This window comes from Leuconostoc fallax (assembly GCF_004354645.1).
GTDB lineage: Bacteria > Bacillota > Bacilli > Lactobacillales > Lactobacillaceae > Leuconostoc_B > Leuconostoc_B fallax.
Map to the genome: position 1 here is coordinate 63,838 of NZ_PUFI01000013.1, position 20,018 is coordinate 83,855.

Annotated in this window: 22 protein-coding genes and 1 tRNA gene; 14 read left to right on the forward strand and 9 right to left on the reverse strand. The window is 38.0% G+C overall.

Annotation, left to right across the window (positions count from 1 at the left end):
- Positions 1–4: 4 nt before the first annotated feature.
- The 5 genes from asp3 to C5L23_RS08510 all read right to left on the reverse strand — a co-directional run bounded on the left by asp3 (position 5) and on the right by C5L23_RS08510 (position 5,253).
- A complete protein-coding gene (asp3, locus tag C5L23_RS04150) occupies positions 5–1,087 on the reverse strand; it encodes an accessory Sec system protein Asp3 (protein ID WP_010006884.1) in 1,083 nt (360 codons plus the stop codon).
- A gap of 17 nt (positions 1,088–1,104) precedes the next feature.
- Positions 1,105–2,625 (reverse strand): accessory Sec system protein Asp2, encoded by a 1,521-nt coding sequence (gene asp2 / locus C5L23_RS04155; RefSeq protein WP_010006885.1) that lies wholly within the window; start codon positions 2,623–2,625, stop codon positions 1,105–1,107.
- A complete protein-coding gene (asp1, locus tag C5L23_RS04160) occupies positions 2,615–4,060 on the reverse strand; it encodes an accessory Sec system protein Asp1 (RefSeq protein ID WP_010006886.1) in 1,446 nt (481 codons plus the stop codon). Before asp1 ends, asp2 begins: the two co-directional genes overlap by 11 nt.
- Before the next feature lie 119 nt (positions 4,061–4,179).
- Complete coding sequence (gene proC, locus C5L23_RS04165) at positions 4,180–4,953, reverse strand: pyrroline-5-carboxylate reductase (protein ID WP_010006887.1); 774 nt, start codon at positions 4,951–4,953, stop codon at positions 4,180–4,182.
- 156 nt (positions 4,954–5,109) lie between these two features.
- Positions 5,110–5,253, reverse strand: a complete 144-nt coding sequence (locus C5L23_RS08510; RefSeq protein WP_010006889.1) for a hypothetical protein — start codon at positions 5,251–5,253, stop codon at positions 5,110–5,112.
- An 85-nt stretch (positions 5,254–5,338) separates the two neighbouring features.
- Here C5L23_RS08510 and mutY point away from each other — a divergent pair, with 85 nt between their 5' ends.
- The 3 genes from mutY (at position 5,339) to C5L23_RS04180 (ending at position 7,658) form a co-directional block, all read left to right on the forward strand.
- Positions 5,339–6,388, forward strand: coding sequence for an A/G-specific adenine glycosylase (mutY, locus tag C5L23_RS04170; protein ID WP_133264325.1), 1,050 nt, complete (start codon positions 5,339–5,341; stop codon positions 6,386–6,388).
- Positions 6,375–7,502, forward strand: coding sequence for an AI-2E family transporter (locus tag C5L23_RS04175; protein ID WP_133264326.1), 1,128 nt, complete (start codon positions 6,375–6,377; stop codon positions 7,500–7,502). Before mutY ends, C5L23_RS04175 begins: the two co-directional genes overlap by 14 nt.
- A gap of 72 nt (positions 7,503–7,574) precedes the next feature.
- Positions 7,575–7,658: transfer RNA gene (locus tag C5L23_RS04180), tRNA-Leu, on the forward strand.
- Positions 7,659–7,877: 219 nt separating this feature from the next.
- Here C5L23_RS04180 and C5L23_RS04185 read toward each other — a convergent pair.
- From C5L23_RS04185 to C5L23_RS04195, 3 genes are read right to left on the reverse strand one after another with little or no spacing between them, the layout of a single operon-like run.
- Positions 7,878–8,396: a hypothetical protein gene (locus C5L23_RS04185; protein ID WP_010006894.1), complete on the reverse strand. Its 519-nt coding sequence runs from the start codon at positions 8,394–8,396 to the stop codon at positions 7,878–7,880.
- Positions 8,397–8,399: 3 nt separating this feature from the next.
- Positions 8,400–8,924, reverse strand: a complete 525-nt coding sequence (locus tag C5L23_RS04190; RefSeq protein WP_010006895.1) for a hypothetical protein — start codon at positions 8,922–8,924, stop codon at positions 8,400–8,402.
- Positions 8,921–9,124, reverse strand: a complete 204-nt coding sequence (locus C5L23_RS04195) for a helix-turn-helix transcriptional regulator (protein ID WP_010006896.1) — start codon at positions 9,122–9,124, stop codon at positions 8,921–8,923. Before C5L23_RS04195 ends, C5L23_RS04190 begins: the two co-directional genes overlap by 4 nt.
- Before the next feature lie 136 nt (positions 9,125–9,260).
- Between C5L23_RS04195 and rihC the strand changes: the two genes are divergently transcribed.
- The 11 genes from rihC (at position 9,261) to C5L23_RS04250 (ending at position 18,689) form a co-directional block, all read left to right on the forward strand.
- Positions 9,261–10,208, forward strand: coding sequence for a ribonucleoside hydrolase RihC (gene rihC / locus C5L23_RS04200; RefSeq protein ID WP_133264327.1), 948 nt, complete (start codon positions 9,261–9,263; stop codon positions 10,206–10,208).
- Positions 10,209–10,287: 79 nt separating this feature from the next.
- Positions 10,288–11,007: a 16S rRNA (guanine(527)-N(7))-methyltransferase RsmG gene (rsmG, locus tag C5L23_RS04205; RefSeq protein ID WP_010006897.1), complete on the forward strand. Its 720-nt coding sequence runs from the start codon at positions 10,288–10,290 to the stop codon at positions 11,005–11,007.
- A 36-nt stretch (positions 11,008–11,043) separates the two neighbouring features.
- Positions 11,044–11,811 (forward strand): ParA family protein, encoded by a 768-nt coding sequence (locus C5L23_RS04210; protein ID WP_010006899.1) that lies wholly within the window; start codon positions 11,044–11,046, stop codon positions 11,809–11,811.
- Positions 11,798–12,688 carry a ParB/RepB/Spo0J family partition protein gene (locus tag C5L23_RS04215; protein WP_253953486.1) on the forward strand — a complete coding sequence of 297 codons (891 nt, stop codon included), beginning with the start codon at positions 11,798–11,800 and terminating at the stop codon, positions 12,686–12,688. The genes C5L23_RS04210 and C5L23_RS04215 overlap by 14 nt, the downstream gene beginning before the upstream one ends.
- 14 nt (positions 12,689–12,702) lie before the next feature.
- On the forward strand, positions 12,703–12,909 hold the full coding sequence (locus C5L23_RS04220; protein WP_010006901.1) for a DUF951 domain-containing protein: 207 nt from the start codon (positions 12,703–12,705) through the stop codon (positions 12,907–12,909).
- 2 nt (positions 12,910–12,911) lie between these two features.
- Entirely contained in the window at positions 12,912–14,015 is a 1,104-nt protein-coding gene (gene ychF / locus C5L23_RS04225) for a redox-regulated ATPase YchF (protein ID WP_010006904.1), read from the forward strand.
- Positions 14,016–14,102: 87 nt separating this feature from the next.
- Positions 14,103–14,819, forward strand: a complete 717-nt coding sequence (locus tag C5L23_RS04230; protein WP_133264328.1) for a DUF1129 domain-containing protein — start codon at positions 14,103–14,105, stop codon at positions 14,817–14,819.
- A 14-nt stretch (positions 14,820–14,833) separates the two neighbouring features.
- Positions 14,834–15,523: a response regulator transcription factor gene (locus tag C5L23_RS04235; RefSeq protein WP_010006909.1), complete on the forward strand. Its 690-nt coding sequence runs from the start codon at positions 14,834–14,836 to the stop codon at positions 15,521–15,523.
- Between the two features lie 2 nt (positions 15,524–15,525).
- Positions 15,526–16,626 carry a sensor histidine kinase gene (locus C5L23_RS04240; protein WP_133264329.1) on the forward strand — a complete coding sequence of 367 codons (1,101 nt, stop codon included), beginning with the start codon at positions 15,526–15,528 and terminating at the stop codon, positions 16,624–16,626.
- Positions 16,623–17,912 (forward strand): D-alanyl-D-alanine carboxypeptidase family protein, encoded by a 1,290-nt coding sequence (locus tag C5L23_RS04245; protein WP_133264330.1) that lies wholly within the window; start codon positions 16,623–16,625, stop codon positions 17,910–17,912. The genes C5L23_RS04240 and C5L23_RS04245 overlap by 4 nt, the downstream gene beginning before the upstream one ends.
- A gap of 84 nt (positions 17,913–17,996) precedes the next feature.
- On the forward strand, positions 17,997–18,689 hold the full coding sequence (locus C5L23_RS04250; RefSeq protein WP_010006912.1) for a 2,3-diphosphoglycerate-dependent phosphoglycerate mutase: 693 nt from the start codon (positions 17,997–17,999) through the stop codon (positions 18,687–18,689).
- A gap of 45 nt (positions 18,690–18,734) precedes the next feature.
- Here the strand turns inward: C5L23_RS04250 and C5L23_RS04255 are convergent, their stop codons facing one another.
- Positions 18,735–19,958: a NupC/NupG family nucleoside CNT transporter gene (locus C5L23_RS04255; RefSeq protein WP_010006913.1), complete on the reverse strand. Its 1,224-nt coding sequence runs from the start codon at positions 19,956–19,958 to the stop codon at positions 18,735–18,737.
- Positions 19,959–20,018 lie beyond the last annotated feature (60 nt).

Here is a 20,018-nt window from a genome sequence, read left to right on the forward strand (position 1 = left end):
ATTATTATTTACCAAATAACTTACCAATTAAGTTATCTTTTTTACCTGTTGCTAATGCTTGTTCCTGTTGTTGCCTAACTTCTTCTGGTGTTGGCGTGGCATAAGTTAAATATGTCAGGCGTTGCCAATGTGGTCGTGCAATCAATAGTGCTGGTGTTGTATCTGCGATATTTTTGGCATCAGGTAGTTCTGTAATATAATCTTCTGGTTGTTCAATTGCCCAGTCGTCATTAATTTGTATCCGATGTGTCCAATCAGCATCTTGTTGTGAAAGAAATTTTTGGGGGTCTAAAATAACATCACGACTAATGATAGCACGACTCCTTTTAAACTGCTGTTGATAGTAAAGGGCAGCATAACTTGAAATTGGGCCATAACCGACAAATTCGACATGCCGGGCATTAGCCTTTTTGCGATTATCGTTGATTTGATTGATAATCACTGATTGATTTTCACGGAAGAAACCAGCAAATGGTAAACTGCTTGCCAGATACATCACGGCTTGCTGTGTCGTTTTGATCCATTGATCAGGATAATCTGTATTTGAAAATTCTGGTTCGGTGAAAATGACGCGCAGTGTTTTACTTGTGATTGTGTCAGGTAGAGCTAACTGAGTATAGAGTTGATTGCCAATGAGTTGATCATTGGCACGAAGATAGCCTTGCTGTTTAGGTCTCAATAAGAAATCATGAAAGACAAATGAACCAGTTCCTGCTGAAACTAAACTAATTGTGTAATAATTATAGTCTTCAGGAACCGTAAAGGTGACAGTATCACTATTTTGGCTAAAATTAGCTAACTCTTGACCATTATCATCATAAAAAGCAATGACAAGATAAGCAAAAATATGTGAACCACTTTCGAGATGACGTTCAATTTCGTATTCGGTATGCCGCATTAAAGGCGGTAAATCAGAAATACGATGGGCTGTTGAAAAAACATGTTGTGAATGCCAAATGGCAATTGGACGACCACTTGGTAAAAAGTTGTTTTCATAGTAAACATGGTCAATACCTTGAAAATTCACTGTTGCGCCTTGTAATTCTAATAGTTGCGTTTGTGCTGTCCAATAAATATGATATTGCATATAATTTCTCCAAACGATTAATGACGTAATTGATCACGCATCAAAACTAGCATGCTACTCATAAACTGAAGCATTTCTGGTATTTTTTCGGTATGCCCGCCGTGTTGCACAACATGTTTCAATGGCGTATGTTGTTCGGTTAAGAAATGTAGCAATTCAGGTAAACTTTTACCATCGTAATCATCTTGATCCATTGAAAATAATGCGATGGGTATCGTTGACCATGGCGCGTCAATGATGTGATGCCAAAGTTTATTATTAATAGCAGCAGTATCACCTTTTGACATTTGCCCAGCCAAATAACGGCGTAGATCTAGTGTCCAGTCTTGGTTGAACTGATGTGGGAATTCTTTGTCTTCGCTTAATGTACCCAAATTGACTATTGGTTTAGCAATGATTAAGGCAGCTGGATTGATGTCACTAGCATAATAAATTGCAGGATAACTACCCATACCACAGCCACTCAGAATAATATCTTTATTCGTTAAGCCAAGGTCCAACATTTTGCTCTTAATGATGGCGAGTATTGTTTTCTCATACTCAGCTGAACCAATGTGAAAAGCGCCACCTTGTAAACGTGAATCAGTAAAAATTAAGTAAGGCATTCCCAATTCATTAAGTTGCGAGACCATATCAAAGTGTATGGCATGACGATCCATATCAGAAAAATAGACAACAAGGGGCTTTTGACGATCGCCCGGATTGAAATAACTTAAAATTTCTTCATTTTCAGATGTTAATTGCCAGTCACTGCCTGGCAATAGGTGACCTAAGCCGTGACGAGAGCGATACTGATGTAAAACATTGAGGTCTAGTGTACCATTACCCATACCAAGGACGAGAATTTGATAATGATGATAATCGGCGAGGCCACCAACTGTTGACAGTGTTCTCAAATCAGCGCCACTGATCATTTGTGTGTCAATTAAAGTATCATTGGCATCGAAAAACAAAAACTTGAGGGCGACGGTAGCTGTGTCTGTTGCCTCGTATTCTAACCACGTAACATTATCTTGATGTGGTGTAAAATCTGTGGGGAAAGTCAGGAGGGTACCAAGTTGTTGCCATTGCTCTCCTAAATCACCACTAAATTGAGCTGAAAAGCGGCCTTGCCGTTGAAAATGGATTGTCGGCTGATAGCGCGGGATGAATTGACTTTCACTAAATGTTGTATTGAAACTTTGTTGACCTAGATATAAATCACATATGATGCGCGTAGCAATAGCATCGGGTTTTGTGTCTTCAAAATAAAAAGCACGTCGTTCTGTCAAAATATCCTTTAGTGCAGTTGAAATGTCTTGCGTTAAGTAAATGACGCGATAGGCTGGCCAATCCCGAATCTGTTCAGTCAATAAAGTACTGTCGATGTGCGCATCAGTTAGCAGTACATAATCCTGTTCAAGACGATAAGGATCTGTTTGCTTGATTAAGAAATCAGGGAGATTACTAATTGTGGTGTAATGCCAATCGAAACGATTATTCAGTTGATTGGACCAATTGTCAGAACCAATTTGGAGGATGGAAATTTTATTTTGCATCATGTTCCTCATTATGTCGTGTATTGAGTAGCGTTTGCCATTGTTGTCCCAATTTTGTTGTGTTGTAAATATCGCTTATCCTGTCAGATTGAGCCGTGGCAAACTGCCAGTTATCCATATTATCGAGATAGAAGGTTACAGCGGCCGATACATCCTGAAGATTGTCAATGACTTTCCCGTTTTTATCTGGTGAAAGATAGGGGGTTGTTTGTCGCACAATTTGAGGAATATGATCATCCAAGGCGGTTACTTGTAAGAATTCGTTAGGTGTTTGACCTAAATCTAAAAGTAAGTAGGCCGAACGCATGAAATGTTGGCGTTGGGTACGGCGTTGTTTGGGTAACACTAAAAAGCGGTTAAGATAATCTTGCCGCTGACTATCGTCATCACTCACTTGTTGATTAACGTGCAAAATCATATCTGTTATCATTTTAGCGGGTAACGGTGATTCAATAATTACAGTTAAATCTAAGTGTTGATAAGCTAATGCCATAAGCTGCACGAGCACTAGTTCTTGTTCTTCAAAAGACAGGTCTTCATTTAACCAGTAGATAGTTTTAAATTTAGCTTGTTGGCTTAAATGAAATTGGGTCGCATACAGTGGAATATAGGTTAATCTTTTGTTAGTAGACTTATCTAATGTATTATAAACGTTGGTATCATGCGTGATGAACTGCTGTACATTATCGGGTAATTGGTCTGGGACAGTGTGTAACGTATAGATAATATTGTGTTGTGATAAGTAGGGGATGAGCTGATCATTGTGGTTACTTTGAGTCACAATGACGGTATCTTCTGATGATAAATGCGCTAAGTATTGACGTGTGACAATGTTCAGTAGCGTATCTAAATCACTGAAGTGTTGCTGGTTTTCCCATTCCTGAGCAGTATGAATATCCTGCAGTTGATTATTATCATAAGTTATTTGCATAGCGATTTGTCCGCTTGGCGTTAGAAAATCAGTACGCTTAACTTGATAACTATTATAATGATTGATACGCGAAATAAAACCACGATCATCAATCATAATTTGTTGATTCAGTTCCTGATTAACAAAAAGATCAATGTAGTCTAATTCTGACAAGTTGGGACTAGTTAGCCATGCTGTAGCATAATGTTCATCATTGACATCGATTAAAATACGATCGCGCAGATAAGTAAATTGTGCATAAGGTGGCCAAGAGAAATCACTTAACGACAGTGGCTGTGGCTGTGTTAGTTTGATTTGTTGAATGGTGTCAAAGGCAGACCAATAATGGGCGCGTGCACTGTCATTTTCATGTAGTAATGCGCGTAGTTTGGGGACGTATGCTTGAATAATTAATGAAATATCATGTCCTTGAGATAACAGAAGTTGTGTCTCGTTAATTGAAGTGTCAAAAGAAAGTGTTTCGGCATCATCAATCGGCCAATGCGTTAGAATGTGAATCGTCATGAAGTGTCCTCACTAGAAAGCAATTTAGCGTTACTTTAATTTTATAACAATGATGTTGTAGATTAAAGTAGAATGACGCGTGCAGATACAAAAATAATGTGAGTTATTGTAAGCTCACATTATGCATGTTTATGATTAACAGTGACATCAATTGCTTGTTTAATCACATTATTAAAGTGTTGTGCCGTTAAACTGTCAAGCCCAGCACGTGTTGAGCCACCTGGAGAAGCTACGATATTCATCCATTCTTGTGGTGAACGTTGGGATTGCTGCAACATCTGACTTGATCCGAGTAAAGTTTGAAGTGTGATGTTTTGGGCTGTTTGTGCATCTAATCCATTTGCCACACCAGCCGCAATTAAAGCATCAATAAAATTAAAAACATAAGCTGGGCCAGAACCGGCAATTGCTGAAAAAGTAAGGAATTGTTCTTCAGGTAGTACGTTAACAGTGCCTAACTTTGTGTAAAATTGGGTAGTTTTTTGCTGATTATCCACAGTGACATTGTGACTGAAGGCAATCGCTGTGCAGCCTTGATTGATTGTTGAATTGACATTAGGTAGTGAACGTACAAGTTGGGCATCAGGGAGTACCTGGTGTAATTGTGTTAAAGTAACACCAGCTAATACGGAAATCGTTAATTTGTCTTTAAAATGTGCAACATGATCGGTTAGGATTGTGGCTAATTGCTTGGGTAAAAAGGCAAGGACGACAAGGTCACTTTGCTCAATGGTTGTTGTTAAATCAGCAGCCACGATGTCCAAATCATTTGATAGTTTTGTTGCACTACTTGGTGAAGACACAATAATATCATGTGTCGCAACGCCGTTTTTGATTAAACCTTTAATCATTGCTTGTGCCATGTTACCAGCACCAATAAATCCATATTTCATTAGTATTCTCCATCTAATTGCAGTTATCTAGTACTCAAATCTAGTCTACACTGACTAAAATAGAATCACAAATAACTCGAATTCAATTTATATGTTCATATCTTAAAAATAACCAATAAAAAAAACCAGTATTAAACTGGCTTTTTGTTTTAATGATTACTTTGTTGAAGGGATCTCTTCAGATTTGCCCTTTGCCCATTGTTGCAACTTTGCAATAGCTGCTTGGCGTTGTTTTTTAGCGCTGCTATGCCCAACCTTGCGGGCACGTGCAAATGAATTAAGCGGCTTCTTTAGTGCCATGAGGTGTGCTCCTTTTTAAATGTTTTTCATACAAATAATCATTATACGCTACAGTATTGTAAAAAACAAGTGTTACAATAGTTTTATGGAAAAATGGTCAAATAAAAAAATTGAATTATTTCGTCAACAACTACTCAATTGGTATGATACTCAAGGACGCGCTAATTTACCTTGGCGTAAAAATCATGAACCTTATCGCGTACTTGTTTCTGAAATTATGTTACAGCAGACTCAAGTGGATACAGTACTACCTTATTTTGAACGCTTTATGTCGACATTGCCAACAGTTAAAGATTTAGCTGATGCAGATGAAGACGTGGTTTTAAAATTATGGGAAGGACTAGGATACTATTCACGCGCGCGTCATTTACAGAAGGCGGCACAATTTTTGACGTATGAATGCAATGGTGTCTGGCCAACAACAGCTAAAGATTTACAACAATTACCTGGCGTGGGGCCTTATACTGCAGCAGCGATTGCAAGTATTAGTTTTAATGAGGTGGTACCCGCAGTTGATGGTAATATGTTTCGGGTGTTTAGCCGCCTATTAAAGATAGATGATGATATTGCACGACCCAAGACGCGACAAGTTTTTTATGATGCAATTCTACCAATCGTTGATCCTGTGCGACCCGGTGATTTTAATCAGGCAATTATGGATTTGGGATCCAGCTATATGACAGCTAAAAATCCAGATAGTGAGCATTCACCAGTTAAAGACTTTAACCAAGCTTATTTAGATGATGTTGAAATGAACTATCCGGTGAAGTCTAAAAAGGTTAAAGCCATTAGGCAAAAATTTTTGGCATATATATATGAAGAAAATGGCGCGATTTTATTTGAAAAGCGTCCTGATAGCGGTTTGTTAGCTAATTTTTGGACGTTTCCGTTATTACAGCAACATGATGATTTTGATGTGAGCGATATTACACAAGGCGAATTGTTGAATATTAAACCGATTACTCATATTTTTACACATAGACGATGGGAAATTTGGTTGGTAAAGCGAGAACATCTGCCTGAAAAACAATCTAATCAGCGTTTTTTAACCTCAGAAGAGTGGCAGCAATTAAGCCTACCTACTGTACAACATAAGCTATTGAAAAGCTTGGAGGAAAATAATGTTTACAAATGAGCGCCATAAACGACTGTTCTTTTGGACAATTGAACTATTAGCTATCGCAATATTGGTATATGTTGTATCGCGTTTTGATTTTCTAATGCGACCTATTTCTGTATTTATATCAACGGTGTTTGTACCAATTGTGTCTGCTGGCTTTTTGTATTATGTTTTAAAACCAATCCTTGGATTAATCGAAAAAATTAAAATTAAGGGGAAAGCCATACCACATCGATTGGCTGTAATCATGACTTTCCTGCTATTCATTGGTGTTATTGTGTTAGCCTTAGCTTTGCTAGTGCCAACACTGGTTAAAGAAATCAGTAATTTGATTACAGCATTGCCAGCGTTTGTGAATGACTTGCAAAAATTTGTGAATGAACTGACAGCAGAACGTTGGTTTAGAGCGTTGGATTTAAATGTTAATGTAGATCAGATTAAAGGGACTGTTAGCAAATATGCTGCATCCGTATTAACGGGGACAGCTAGTACTTTAGGAGTTGTCATCTCAACCGTGACATCAGTTACAATCAACATCGTCACGATTCCAATCGTATTGTTTTATATGTTGAACGATGGTGATAAATTAGTACCAACACTGAAGAAAAATTTTGCCAGTCGTCATGCGGATAATATTGAAGAATTGACAGATAAGATGGATCGCACGATTGAACGCTATATATCAGGACAAGCGATTGAAATGTTATTTGTTGGGATCGCAATGGCTATTGGTTACTTAATTATTGGTCAACCATACGCTTGGCTATTAGCGGTAATTGCAGGAATTACGAATATTGTGCCATATATCGGCCCTTGGTTAGGTGTGATACCAGCATTGGTAGTGGCATCAACACAATCAATGCAGCAGGTGATTTTTGTAATTATTGTAATGACCATTGTACAGCAGATTGATGGTAACTTTATTTATCCAAATGTCATTGGTAAAAGTTTGAAGATTCATCCATTGACAATTATGATTCTATTGATGGTTGCTGGTAATTTATGGGGCATTGTCGGAATGATCTTGATTGTACCGGTTTATGCTGTAATTAGAGAAATTGTGAAATATGCTTTGAAATTACACCAACTCACAAAAAATGTTGAGCAAATTAATAAATACAAGCCATAGTCAAATTTATCGTGAAATATATTGACACTATGTCTGGTTCTTGTTATTCTATTATAGTTATAGAATAACATTGCCGTTGTGGCGGAATTGGCAGACGCGCTGGACTCAAAATCCAGTGGTGGCAACACCGTGTGGGTTCGACTCCCACCGACGGCATAATTAAAAGAGGTTACCGAAAGGTAACCTCTTTTTTTGCATTAAAAAATGCGATGCAGAATCTAAAGCATACTTGCATCGCATTTGCCCGATCAAATTGACCGCTTTTCCTGTTAAGCGGCCAATTCGATTGAGCGTTTTCCGTTAGAATTACTCAATAGAATCGACCCCCTTTCCTAGATTGACTATATTATCTAATGTACGACTTATTTTGTCAATTTATACGTGACGTAACTGATACAGCATACTAAAGGTGTAGGCTGATTGACTAATAAACAGTATGCTGCCGACATACAGAATAAGTCCTTTAATGATCATAATTTGATGATTTATTGGGAAATGTGTCGGCCAGTTCATTGTGAAGGGGACACCGAGTATGAAGATTAAAAAGAGAAAGAGTGCAATGAACGTCATACCAATTAAAACGAAAGTGATAATTAGCATAAGTCGAATACTTTTTAAGTTAGCTATGTTTTCACGTTCATCTTGAAAACGATCCAGTGAAGAAAATTTTTTATAGAAGCTAATGTGATGCTTTTTCTGCTGTGAATTATTAATAGTAGTGATTAAAAGTAAAGATAATAACAAAATAGTCACTACCCACAGAGGAATGTAGCTTTCGATACGTAATTGATTGGCCGTCGAATGATTTTTCAACCCTAGCATAACGATGAAAAAGAGACCAAAGCTAAATATAGCAGTCAGATATTCGTAAAAAATAATTTTTGGCGTGGTCATGAGCTAGTTTCCTAATAATTTTCTGAATTTTAATAACATTTCCAAGTGAGAAATGAGAATAATCAGCCCCATTGATAGTGCAAAGTAACCTGAATATATAAAGTGAGAACTGCTTATTTTAAGAAGTGGACCAACAATAGTACTTTCTAAAATGGCAATACTCATTACTAGTGGCCATAGAAGGTTAAATGCGTAGGACTTGGCACGCAACATCATATTGTACTCACGTTCATCTGCAAATACTATACCGTTATTGCTTAATTTACTTTCGTCATCAATCAGATATTCTTTGTTACCATATAATTGCCATTTGTGTTTGAGATAAAAAGGCAAGAAAAGCATATTAGATAAAAATATAATACACAATATTGTCAAAATAGTTATATTCCAGATTTTTGGATGGGGTAAATATGATATTTCAATAATTATTAAGCTAGTACCAACTAATGTTAAAAACAGAGCGAAGTTGAGTGGTACGATATTTCGTAATAACAAATAATGCCAGGTATCATGACGTGATGTATTCATAGATTCTCCTTGTGCCACAAAAAGAGTTCATCAACACGAACTAATAAAATACTAGCTAATTTAAATGCCAACTCTAAGGAAGGATCGTACTTATCATTTTCAATAGCATTGATTGTTTGACGAGTAACGCCAGCTGCTTGTGCTAGTTCATCTTGAGAAAATTTCTGTGCCTTTCTCAAAGTTTTTATATTATTTTTCATAAAATAAGTAAAACATGTTTGACTAAAAATGTCAAAGTTGTTTTACTTTTTATGTGTTTAATAGATTGGTAAAGCGTTTTCAATTCGTTTAAGATACAATATATATAGAAGAAAACAATGAATTGGAGACGGACAGATGCATAAGACACCTATTATTTTTGATACAGATCCTGGTATTGATGATGCAGCAGCTATTTCAATTTTATTAACAAATCCTGCATTTGATGTGAAACTCATGACGAGTGTCGCTGGTAATGTGACTGTTGATAAGACAACTACTAATATTTTGAAGTTAGCCCATTTTTTTAATCGTCAAGATATTAAGGTTGCTAGAGGTGCTGAAAAGCCACTCGTTAAAAAATTTGAAGATGCGAGCCATATTCATGGTGAATCCGGTATGCCAGGCTATGATTTCGGTGAAGTACAGACAACTATTCTTGATCTATCAGCAGTAGATGCGATGGTTGAAGTATTACAAAGCAGTCCAGAAAAAGTAACAGTCGTTGCAGTGGGTGCTTTTACCAATATTGCTAATTTGATAACCCAACATCCAGAAGTGATTTCAAAAATTGAACGTCTTGTTGTAATGGGTGGTAGTTTATCGGGCGGCAATATGACATCAGTAGCTGAATTCAACGTCTTTACTGATCCAGATGCCGCTAAAATTGTATTTAATAGTGGTTTAGATATTACGATGATTGGCTTAGATGTCACATTAAAAGCACTTATCAGCGGTGACACAGTTGCAAAATTGCAAGGCGCCAACGAAACGGGACGCATGCTCACAGCGATGATGGCTTTTTATGGTGATAACGAAGAGACTGGTAAGCCGATGCATGATGTGAACACGCTATATTATTTGCTACATCCTGAGAGCTATCAACTCGTAGATTATTGGGTTGATGTGGTAACAGATGGACCGGCAATTGGGGGAACAGTTGCTGATATACGTCATGCTTATCATGATAAACATAATGTTCATGTGGCACTCGGAGTTGACCGCCCTGCATTTGAACAATGGTTTATTGCAGCAATTGGTCAGATTTCCGACGAACAAATAAATATGGGAAAAGTTGAAATATAAGCGCTTTTTGGGTATTCTAGTATTAGTTATATCTAGCGCTTTTTTTATTGTGCGCAAAAACCAAAAATTGAGGTAAAACATGACGGTTGAAGCGTTTGTTGCGGCATTGAAAAAAGCCGGTATTCTTTTAACAGAAACACAAGTTAAACAATTTCATCAATATTATGAACTTTTAGTTGAGACAAATGAACATGTTAACTTAACAGCGATTACAGAACAGCATGAAGTTTATCTAAAACATTTTTTTGATTCATTAACGGTGGCACAATATGTGACATCACTACAAACCACGAATCAAACGCTTATTGATGTGGGTACCGGAGCGGGCTTTCCTGCATTACCCCTTAAAATTGCTTTTCCACAATTACGGGTAACATTAGTTGACGCTCTACAGAAACGCGTGCGTTTCTTAAAAACGGTCGTTGAAGCATTAGGTTTGGATCATGTGACAATCGTGCATGGTCGTGCGGAAGACATCGGCCAAGAGCAACGTTTTCGCGAGCAATTTGATTATGCAACAGCCCGTGCGGTTGCTAGAACCAGTGTTTTAGCTGAATATACACTACCATTTGTCAAGATTGGTGGTCAGTTATTGGTGATGAAGGGTGCAAATGCACAGCAAGAATTAGGAGATGGTGAAAAAGCCTTACATACATTAGGTGGCCGGTTCAAAGAAGCGTTTGATTTTCAGCTACCAAATGGTGATAAACGCTTTATTCAAATCATTGATAAAGTACAAAAGACACCTAAAAAATATCCGCGCCAGGCTGGAACACCCAATAAAAAGCCAATTCAATAATGATAGGGTGCCAACAATTCAACTTTTGGAGTAATTATGACGAATCAAATAATCGCGCTGGCTAACCAAAAAGGTGGTGTCGGCAAAACAACGACAAGTATTAATTTAGGAGCAGCGCTCGCCCAAGCAGGCAAGCGTGTTTTGTTAGTGGATATAGATGCCCAGGGTAATGCAACGAGTGGGTTAGGTGTCGATAAGTCAGAAGTTGAGCATGATATTTATGATGTTATTGTGGATCAATTACCCATTCAAGAGGCAATCATTGCGACTGACAATTATGATTTAGTCCCTTCAACGATCCAACTTTCTGGTGCAGAAATTGAATTAGCTAATCAAGATGCACGTGAAGATCGTCTAAAACAAGCTCTCAACACGGTGCGTGATAATTATGACTTTATCTTGATTGATAATCCACCAGCATTAGGTTTACTAACAGTGAATGCTTTTACGGCAGCAGATGCAGTGCTTATTCCAGTGCAAACGGAATTTTATGCATTAGAAGGCCTTGGTCAATTATTAAATACGATTGAATTAGTGCGACAACAGTTTAATCCAGAATTAGATGTCGCGGGTATTTTGCTCACAATGTATGATGGTCGTACAAATCTTGCAAAGCAAGTGGCACAAGAAGTGCGCAGTTACTTCAGTGATAAGGTCTACGATACAATGATTCCGCGTAATGTTCGCTTAAGTGAAGCACCATCATATGGACAGGCAATTATTGATTTTGATCCTCGTTCAGTTGGCGCAAAAGTCTATACACAACTTGCGCAGGAGGTTATTGCACAATATGGCGATAAATAACAAAAAAAGTGGTTTGGGCAAAGGCATGGGTAGCCTATTTAACAAAAACATGAAGGCGGTTGTGGAGCATAAAGATGATGCAACTGCTAACAATGAAAATGTTGTTTTACTTGATTTAAAAGTTATTCGACCCAATCCATTTCAACCACGGCAACGATTTGATCAGGATAAGTTAGAAGATTTGGCTCGTTCCATCAAACAAAGTGGTGTTTTGAGTCCAATTGTTGTCCGTCAAAATGGACAAGAATATGAAATCATTGCAGGAGAGCGTCGTGTAAGGGCTTCTCGTTTAGCCGAGCAAGAAAATATTCCTGCTATTGTGCGTTCACTTGAAGATGCAGACATGATGGAAATGGCCATCATTGAAAATTTGCAGCGTGATGATTTAGATGCCATTGAAGAAGCGCAAGCTTTTCAAGCTTTGATGACGCAATTAAATTATACACAAGCACAGGTGGCTGAAAAGATTGGTAAAGACCGTAGTGCTGTAGCGAATGCCGTTAGACTTTTGAAGTTACCTGTATTGGTACAAGATTTCGTTCAAGAAGGACAATTAACAATGGGGCATGCCCGTGCCTTGCTCGGATTAAAGAAAAAGAGCCAGATTGAACCTGCAGCAAATGAAATTATCAAACGTGGCTTCAATGTGCGACAAGTCGAAGCAATGGTTAATCAGTTGAATACTGAACCTAAGACAGTAACATCTAAAGTGCCTTCTCCGTTTACAGTAGCACTAACTTCTGAATTAGAAGAAAAATTTGGTACTAAAGTTAAGATAGATGCACATAACAACGGCAAAGGTAAGATTGAGATTGCTTACATGTCACATGATGATTTGAATCGTATTTTAGATGTATTGAATATTGATATCAATTAATAAGTAGGTGGAATATGACACCCATTGAATATAAATTACATGACATTGTTGAAATGAAAAAGCCGCATGCGTGTGGTGCGAATGCTTGGGAAATTATACGTGTCGGTGCAGATGTTAAAATTAAGTGTACAAATTGTGGCCGTGTCGTGATGATTGGGCGCTTTGATTTTAATAAGCGAATTAAGAAAATTTTGAAGTCGGTAGAAGAAAGAGAGCAATAATCATGGCATTAACAGCTGGCATTGTTGGTTTACCAAACGTTGGGAAATCAACCTTATTTAATGCAATTACTAAAGCAGGCGCTGAAATGGCGAACTATCCGTTTGCCACTATTGAACCTAACGTGGGGATGGTTGAAGTACCAGATGCACGTTTGGCACGTATTCAAGAGATGGTACCAGCCGATAAAATCATTCCGACGACATTTGAATTTACAGATATTGCCGGTATTGTAAAAGGGGCCTCTCAAGGTGAAGGTTTAGGTAATAAATTCTTAGATAATATTCGTCAAGTGAATGCCATTGTTCATGTTGTCCGTGCGTTCGATAATGATGAAATTATTCATGTTAATGGTGTTGTGAACCCGTTGGATGATATCGACACAATCAACACAGAATTAATTTTGGCCGATTTAGAAACGATTGATAAGCGCTTTTCACGTGTTGAAAAGCAGGCTAAGAATGCCAAAGATAAAGATGCCATTGCTGAATTAGCAGTGCTTGAAAAGATTAAGCCAACGTTAGAATCTGGTAAATCTGTCCGAACATTGACATTTAACGAAGAGGAACTACTCATTGTTAAGGGATTGTTCTTATTAACATCAAAGCCAGTTTTGTACGTTGCTAATATCAGTGAAGATGATATGAGTAATCCGGAAGCTTCTGATTACTTCAAAACAATTCAGGAATTTGCAGCAACTGAGGGTGCGGATGTCATTGGGTTATCTGCGAGTGCTGAAGAAGAAATTGCACAATTAGATGACGATGAAAAAGGTGATTATTTGGAATTAGCAGGTATCGAAGAACCTGGCTTGAACAAATTAATTCGTGCAGCTTATCATTTGCTAGACTTAAGAACTTTCTTTACAGCAGGTGGTAAAGAAACACGTGCCTGGACATTTAAAGCAGGTATGAAAGCACCGCAAGTGGCAGGTGTGATTCATTCTGACTTTGAACGTGGCTTTATTCGTGCCGAGACGATTAGTTTTGATGATTTGGATCAGTACGGTTCAGTGAAAGCAGTACGTGAAGCAGGCCGTTTACGCTCGGAAGGTAAGGAATATACTGTACAAGACGGTGATATTATTGAATTCCGTTTCAACGTTTAAAAAGCACCAATCACGGTGTTGCGATATTGATTTACAAGGTGTCATAATCGTGTGTCAATAAGACACCGTACATATTTGGAGGACGTTATGTCAGAGAAAAAAGAAAAGCGCCAACTTACTAAGAAAAATGAAGAATTCATTTTTCAATTCAAAAAACACTTAGCGAAAAGTGGCAAGTTGGATGCTGAACAAATAGAAAAAGTAGTGGTTGAGGTAGAAGACGAATTACTTGCGACGCAACATACAGGGCGTACAGCACAACAACTATATGGCACACCAACCTTAGCAGTACAAAAGTATCTTGATCCAAAACGTCATGCGAAAAAGTTACACGATTTTGGATTTCTGCCATTAGCCATTGATACCATATTAGTTATTTTTATGTTATTTGCTTTCGTCTTTGGGGTGACTTTGTTCTTCTCGAAAGAAAACAATGCTGGTGCGGGTATTTTGTCCTTGTTAACAATTGCAATTTTGGGTGGTACAGTTTACACATACGCCTTGCTTAAATTAACACCGAATCCAGACGAACAAAAACCCACGGTTAATAAGGGAAAACGTTGGTTATTCCTTGCTGGTGCAATTGTTGTGTGGTTGCTTGGATTTGTTATTGTTGGTATCATGCCACCAATCATTAACCCAACATTACCACCAATCGCTTACATTATTTTAGGCGCATTAGCCTATGGCGGCTTTTACTATAATCGTCAAAAGAATGGCTTGAAAGGCAATGGCTTCTTTGCTATTGGGCAGCTATCAAACCAATCTCGTTTTGAAGCACAACAAAAAAATAATCAGAAGTAAGGTGAGGTTTTGTTATGAAAATTCTAGTTGTTGATGACGATAATGAAATTGCCGAACTGCTTGAAATTTACTTGAAAAATGAAGGTTATGAACCAGTGATGGCTTCAGATGGTAAAGAGGCTTTATCAAAACTCAATACCAATCCTGATACGAGTTTAATGATTCTGGACGTTATGATGCCCAATATGAATGGTTTAGATGTTGTGAAGACCGTTCGTAAGGACAGTCGTATTCCTATCTTGATGTTGTCAGCTAAGTCTGGTGATATGGATAAGATTCAAGGACTTATTACAGGTGCTGATGACTATGTTACTAAGCCTTTCAACCCGTTAGAAGTTATGGCACGTGTACGCTCGTTATTACGTCGCGCGGAAAATGCTGTTCAAGATAAGGCACCAGATGTTTTAGATATTGGGTCTTTAATTATTAATAAAGATAGTCATGAAGTGAAAACAGTAGCAGGTGATTTGGTTAATCTAACGGCATTAGAGTTTGGCATTTTATATTTACTAGCATCACATCCAAATCGTGTATTTTCAGCAGATGATATTTTTGAAAAAGTTTGGCAACAAGAAAGTGTTGTTTCAGCTAAAACGGTAATGGTTCATGTATCGCATTTGCGCGATAAGATTGAAGAAGCAACTAGCGGCGATCAAGTGATTCAGACTGTTTGGGGCGTTGGTTATAAGATAGAAGTCAATTAATCATGACAATCAAGCATTTTTTTAAACAACAGCAAACAAAGATTTATTATGGCAGCGTAACCTTTGTGTTAGGCTTGCTTTTTAGTTGGGCACTTATTTCGGTTAATGCGATTGTAATGATGCCACGGCGTGAATTGATGTGGTTTTATTTGGTGCCACTTCATTGGCTCACATGGATTGGCTTAGTTATTGGCAACGCGCTTATTATAATATGGCAGGTGAGAATTTATAGAAGAACTGTAAGCTTAGATCGTCTCATAGAAGATTTAACTAAAATTGCTGATGAGGGGCCCGATATCGCGGTTGATTGGAATGCACCGTTTGCACCGCGAACGCAAGCGTTAATTAATGTTTCTAATCGGATTGCTGAGACGACAGCACACCTTAGGGCTGAGGAACGTGCCAGTGAGCAATCTAAAGATGAAATGATTACAAATATTTCTCATGATTTAAGAACACCATTAACTGCGATAATTGGTTATTTGGGGCTAGTTGAAATGGGTGATAGGTTAAGTGAAGCTGATAGACGTAAGTATATTCACACAGCTTATGATAAATCCAATCAAATGAAGTCTTTGGTGGAAGATTTGTTTGAATTTTCTAAAACACAAACTTCAGATGCGGTTTTAAATATTAATCAGCTGAGTTTGAGTGACTTATTTGCGCAATTATTAGCGAGTTATGAAATTGATGCACGGGATAAAAATATCGAGCTCATGCAATTAACCGAACCTAATTTGATTATTATGGAGGGCGATTCTGATAAGTTAGCACGAGCATTAATGAATTTGATTATCAATGCGTTAAAATATGGTGAAGGGGCAACCTTTATCAAGTTGACCGCTCAAGTGAGAGGGGACCAAGTTGAGATTAGAGTCAGCAACAATGGTGTACCAATTCCGCAAAAAGATCTCAAAGATATCTTTGACCGCTTTTATCGTGTTGAAAGTTCACGGAGTAGTAAAACTGGCGGTACTGGCTTAGGACTAGCAATTGTGAAAGGTATCATTGAACAACATGCTGGTTCAATTTATGCACAGTCAAATGATGAAATTACGTCATTTGTTATGACCTTGCCATTGACACAGCGGAGGACTGTATGAGAATTATAAAAACCATGATTACAATCGGTATTGTCTTGTCATTAATACCAACGACAGCTTTTGCTGCAGAAACGACAACTGCCGCACCAATATCATTGGATAAAATGAATGTGCGTTCGGCAATGGTTATTGATTTGACTAGTGGCCAAATTATTGGTGAGAAGAATGCGGATGAACAAGTACCGATTGCCTCACAGAGTAAAATGCTAGTGGCGTATGGCGTTTTAAAACAAATACAAGCCGGCAAAATTAAATGGACAGATAAAGTACCAATTACAAAGTATTCGGATTTACACGATCAAGATGCTAAGTTATTTAGTCATATTGCAATGAAGACGGGTGACAAAATACTATTGCGTGATTTGTATAATGTTATGATGACGCTTTCTGCTAACGATGCTGCTTTTGCCCTAGCTGAATACATCACACCTAAAGGGCAAAAAGTTCAAACAACCTTACAAGATTTGGCGAGTGAACTGAATTTAAAAGGATCTAAATGGTATAACGCAGCAGGTCAAAAAAATAGTGATGCCTTTGCGAATCAATTAGCCAATGTACCGGACACAGCTGAAAATACAGCCAGCGCTAGGCAATTGGGAATGATGATGTGGCATCTCTTAAATATGAATTCACGAATTATTGAATTGGATCAATTACCAAATATTTCTTATACGATGTCTGGCGGTTATGTTGTCCAAGAAAAGATAGAACACTGGTACGAAGTGATGAATCAAATGCCTAATTATAGTAATCCCAAGAAAATTAATATATTAGGTGGAAAAACTGGCTCCACACCAGAAGCAGGTGGTAGTTTTACTGGTATTTTAGAAGATAAATCAGGACATCGTTTTCTATCCATTATTAATGGTGCGGGCGATTATCAAAACAAACCATTGCGCTACCAAGAAGCGATTAATGCGGTTGCTTTAGTATTAGATCAACGGTATCCACATACGTTTAAATCCGGTCAAAATCTAACTAATCCAGCTGCTATTAAGTTACCGGCTACTAAGCAATTTACATTACCAGTTCAAGTGGCTAAGACAAAAGTATTTTGGACAAGTGATAAAGATAATTTGACTACTCAGGCGACAACTTCAGATTGGCAACCACATCTTAAATCAGTCAAAAAAAATCAACCTGTGGCTACTGCTAAAGTTAACTTAAAAGGTGCACATTTTTTGAATGTTAAGCCAGCTGAACATGGTCAATTAAACCTATCTGCTAAGACGTCAGCATCCCCTACGAATTGGTTTGTAAAGACTTGGCACCAATTATGGCATTAAATTTTACATGAGATACGTTTCGCGAGCGTGGCGGTTGCGGTATAATGAAATAGTTAAATCAAACACAAACTAAGGAGTTATATCATGGCTAAGTTAGTATTAATCCGTCACGGTCAGAGTGAATGGAATTTGAAGAACTTGTTTACAGGTTGGGTTGATGTCAACTTGAGTGAACAAGGTGTTGAAGAAGCTAAGGAAGCTGGACGCAAGTTGAAGGCTGAAGGTTTGGAATTTGATCAAGCCTACACATCAGTTTTGACACGTGCCATTAAGACTTTGCATTTTGCTTTGGAAGAATCAGACCAGTTATGGATTCCTGAACAAAAGTCATGGCGTCTAAACGAACGTCACTATGGCGACTTGCAGGGACAAAATAAAGCTGCTGCTGCTGAAAAGTGGGGCGACGAACAAGTGCATATCTGGCGTCGTTCATACGATGTTTTGCCTCCAGCACAACCTGAAGATGCAGAATTTTCAATTGCTGGTGAGCGTCGTTATGCTGACTTGGATCCAAAGACTGTTCCAAATGCTGAAAATTTGAAGATTACTTTGGAACGTGTTCTACCATTCTGGCAAGATGAAATTGCACCAAAGTTGCGTGAAGGTAAAAATGTTATTATTGCTGCTCACGGTAATTCATTGCGTGCTTTAACAAAGTATTTGGAAAACATTTCAGATGAAGATATCTTGAATCTTGAAATGGCTACTGGTGAACCAGTTGTCTATGATTTGGATACAGACTTGAACGTTACAAATAAGAAAATTCTTGAGAAGTAATGCTCAATAAAAAAGCGCTTAATTAAGCGCTTTTTTATTATGCTTTTACCAAGCGAACAAACCGGCTGTTGCAGATGATAACAATGATACTAAGACACCAGACAACATTAACTGTGGTACACGTGAAGAGATGAAATCTGTTTTTTCTTTGGAAACCAAACTTTTAAATGCGCCGATAATCATACCTAACGTACCGAAGTTGGCAAAGCTTGTTAAGAAGACAGTCAGGACAACACGCGCATGTTCATTGGCAAAGACACCACGACTCGCTAACATATCCTTGGTAACTTTTCCCATAACGACGAATTCATTAGTCACTAACTTAGTGCCCATGAACTGTGCAAGTTTGAAAGCATCTTGAACGTTGAAGCCTAAAAGCCAAGCAAATGGGAAGAGAATCGTACCAAATATATTTTCAAGTGATAACCATTTGAAACCAGTCAAGCTAAATAATTGATCGATCAAGGCAGCTAAAGAAACGAATGAGATAACTGTTGCCGCAATAATCAAAATTAATTTACCAGCACCAAGAATTGAATCACCTAAGAAAGAGAAGAAAGGTTCTTTCTTTTCTCCTGCAGTGTGAATAGTGGCCACGATATCTTCTTCTGGTGTGATTTGAACTGGGTTTAAAATAGCAGCAATAACGATAGAACCCAGAATGTTCAGTGGGATAGCTGTCAAAACATAGGCACCAGGCACCATTTGCGTATAAGCACCGATGATGGCAGAAGTCACACAACTCATTGACATCAACGCTAAGGTATAATTTCGTTTAACGCTCATCTGTTGCAATTGCGCGCGTGAAACGGCCAGTACTTCTGTATTGCCTAAGAACATCATTTCAATGGCAAAGAACGATTCGAACTTGGGCTGACGTGTGATAAATGATAGGCCGCGACCAATCCACTTCACAATCCAAGGTAAGATACCCAAGTAGGTTAGAATATCAAATAATGGGACGACCAATAAAATTGGTAACAATACGCTGGTAACAAAGTTAGGGCTACCAGTAGTAGGTTGTAGCCAGTCGGGTACAGCAAAGGCAATACCTTCATTGGCTACTTTCATTAACCAGTTGAAACCGTTGGCAGCGCCAATAACAACATCACGCCCCAAACTGAACTTCATAAAGAACCAAGCAAGGACAACTTCCAAACCAACAATGGTGATAACAGCACGCCAATCAATGGCTTTTTTGTTGTTTGAAAAGACATAGGCAATACCCAAAAAAACGAATATGCCGATGATATTAACCAACAATAGCATAAGCTAACTCCTATTCAAATAATTATAGCGACTTTAGTACAAAACAACTCAAAGCTAAAC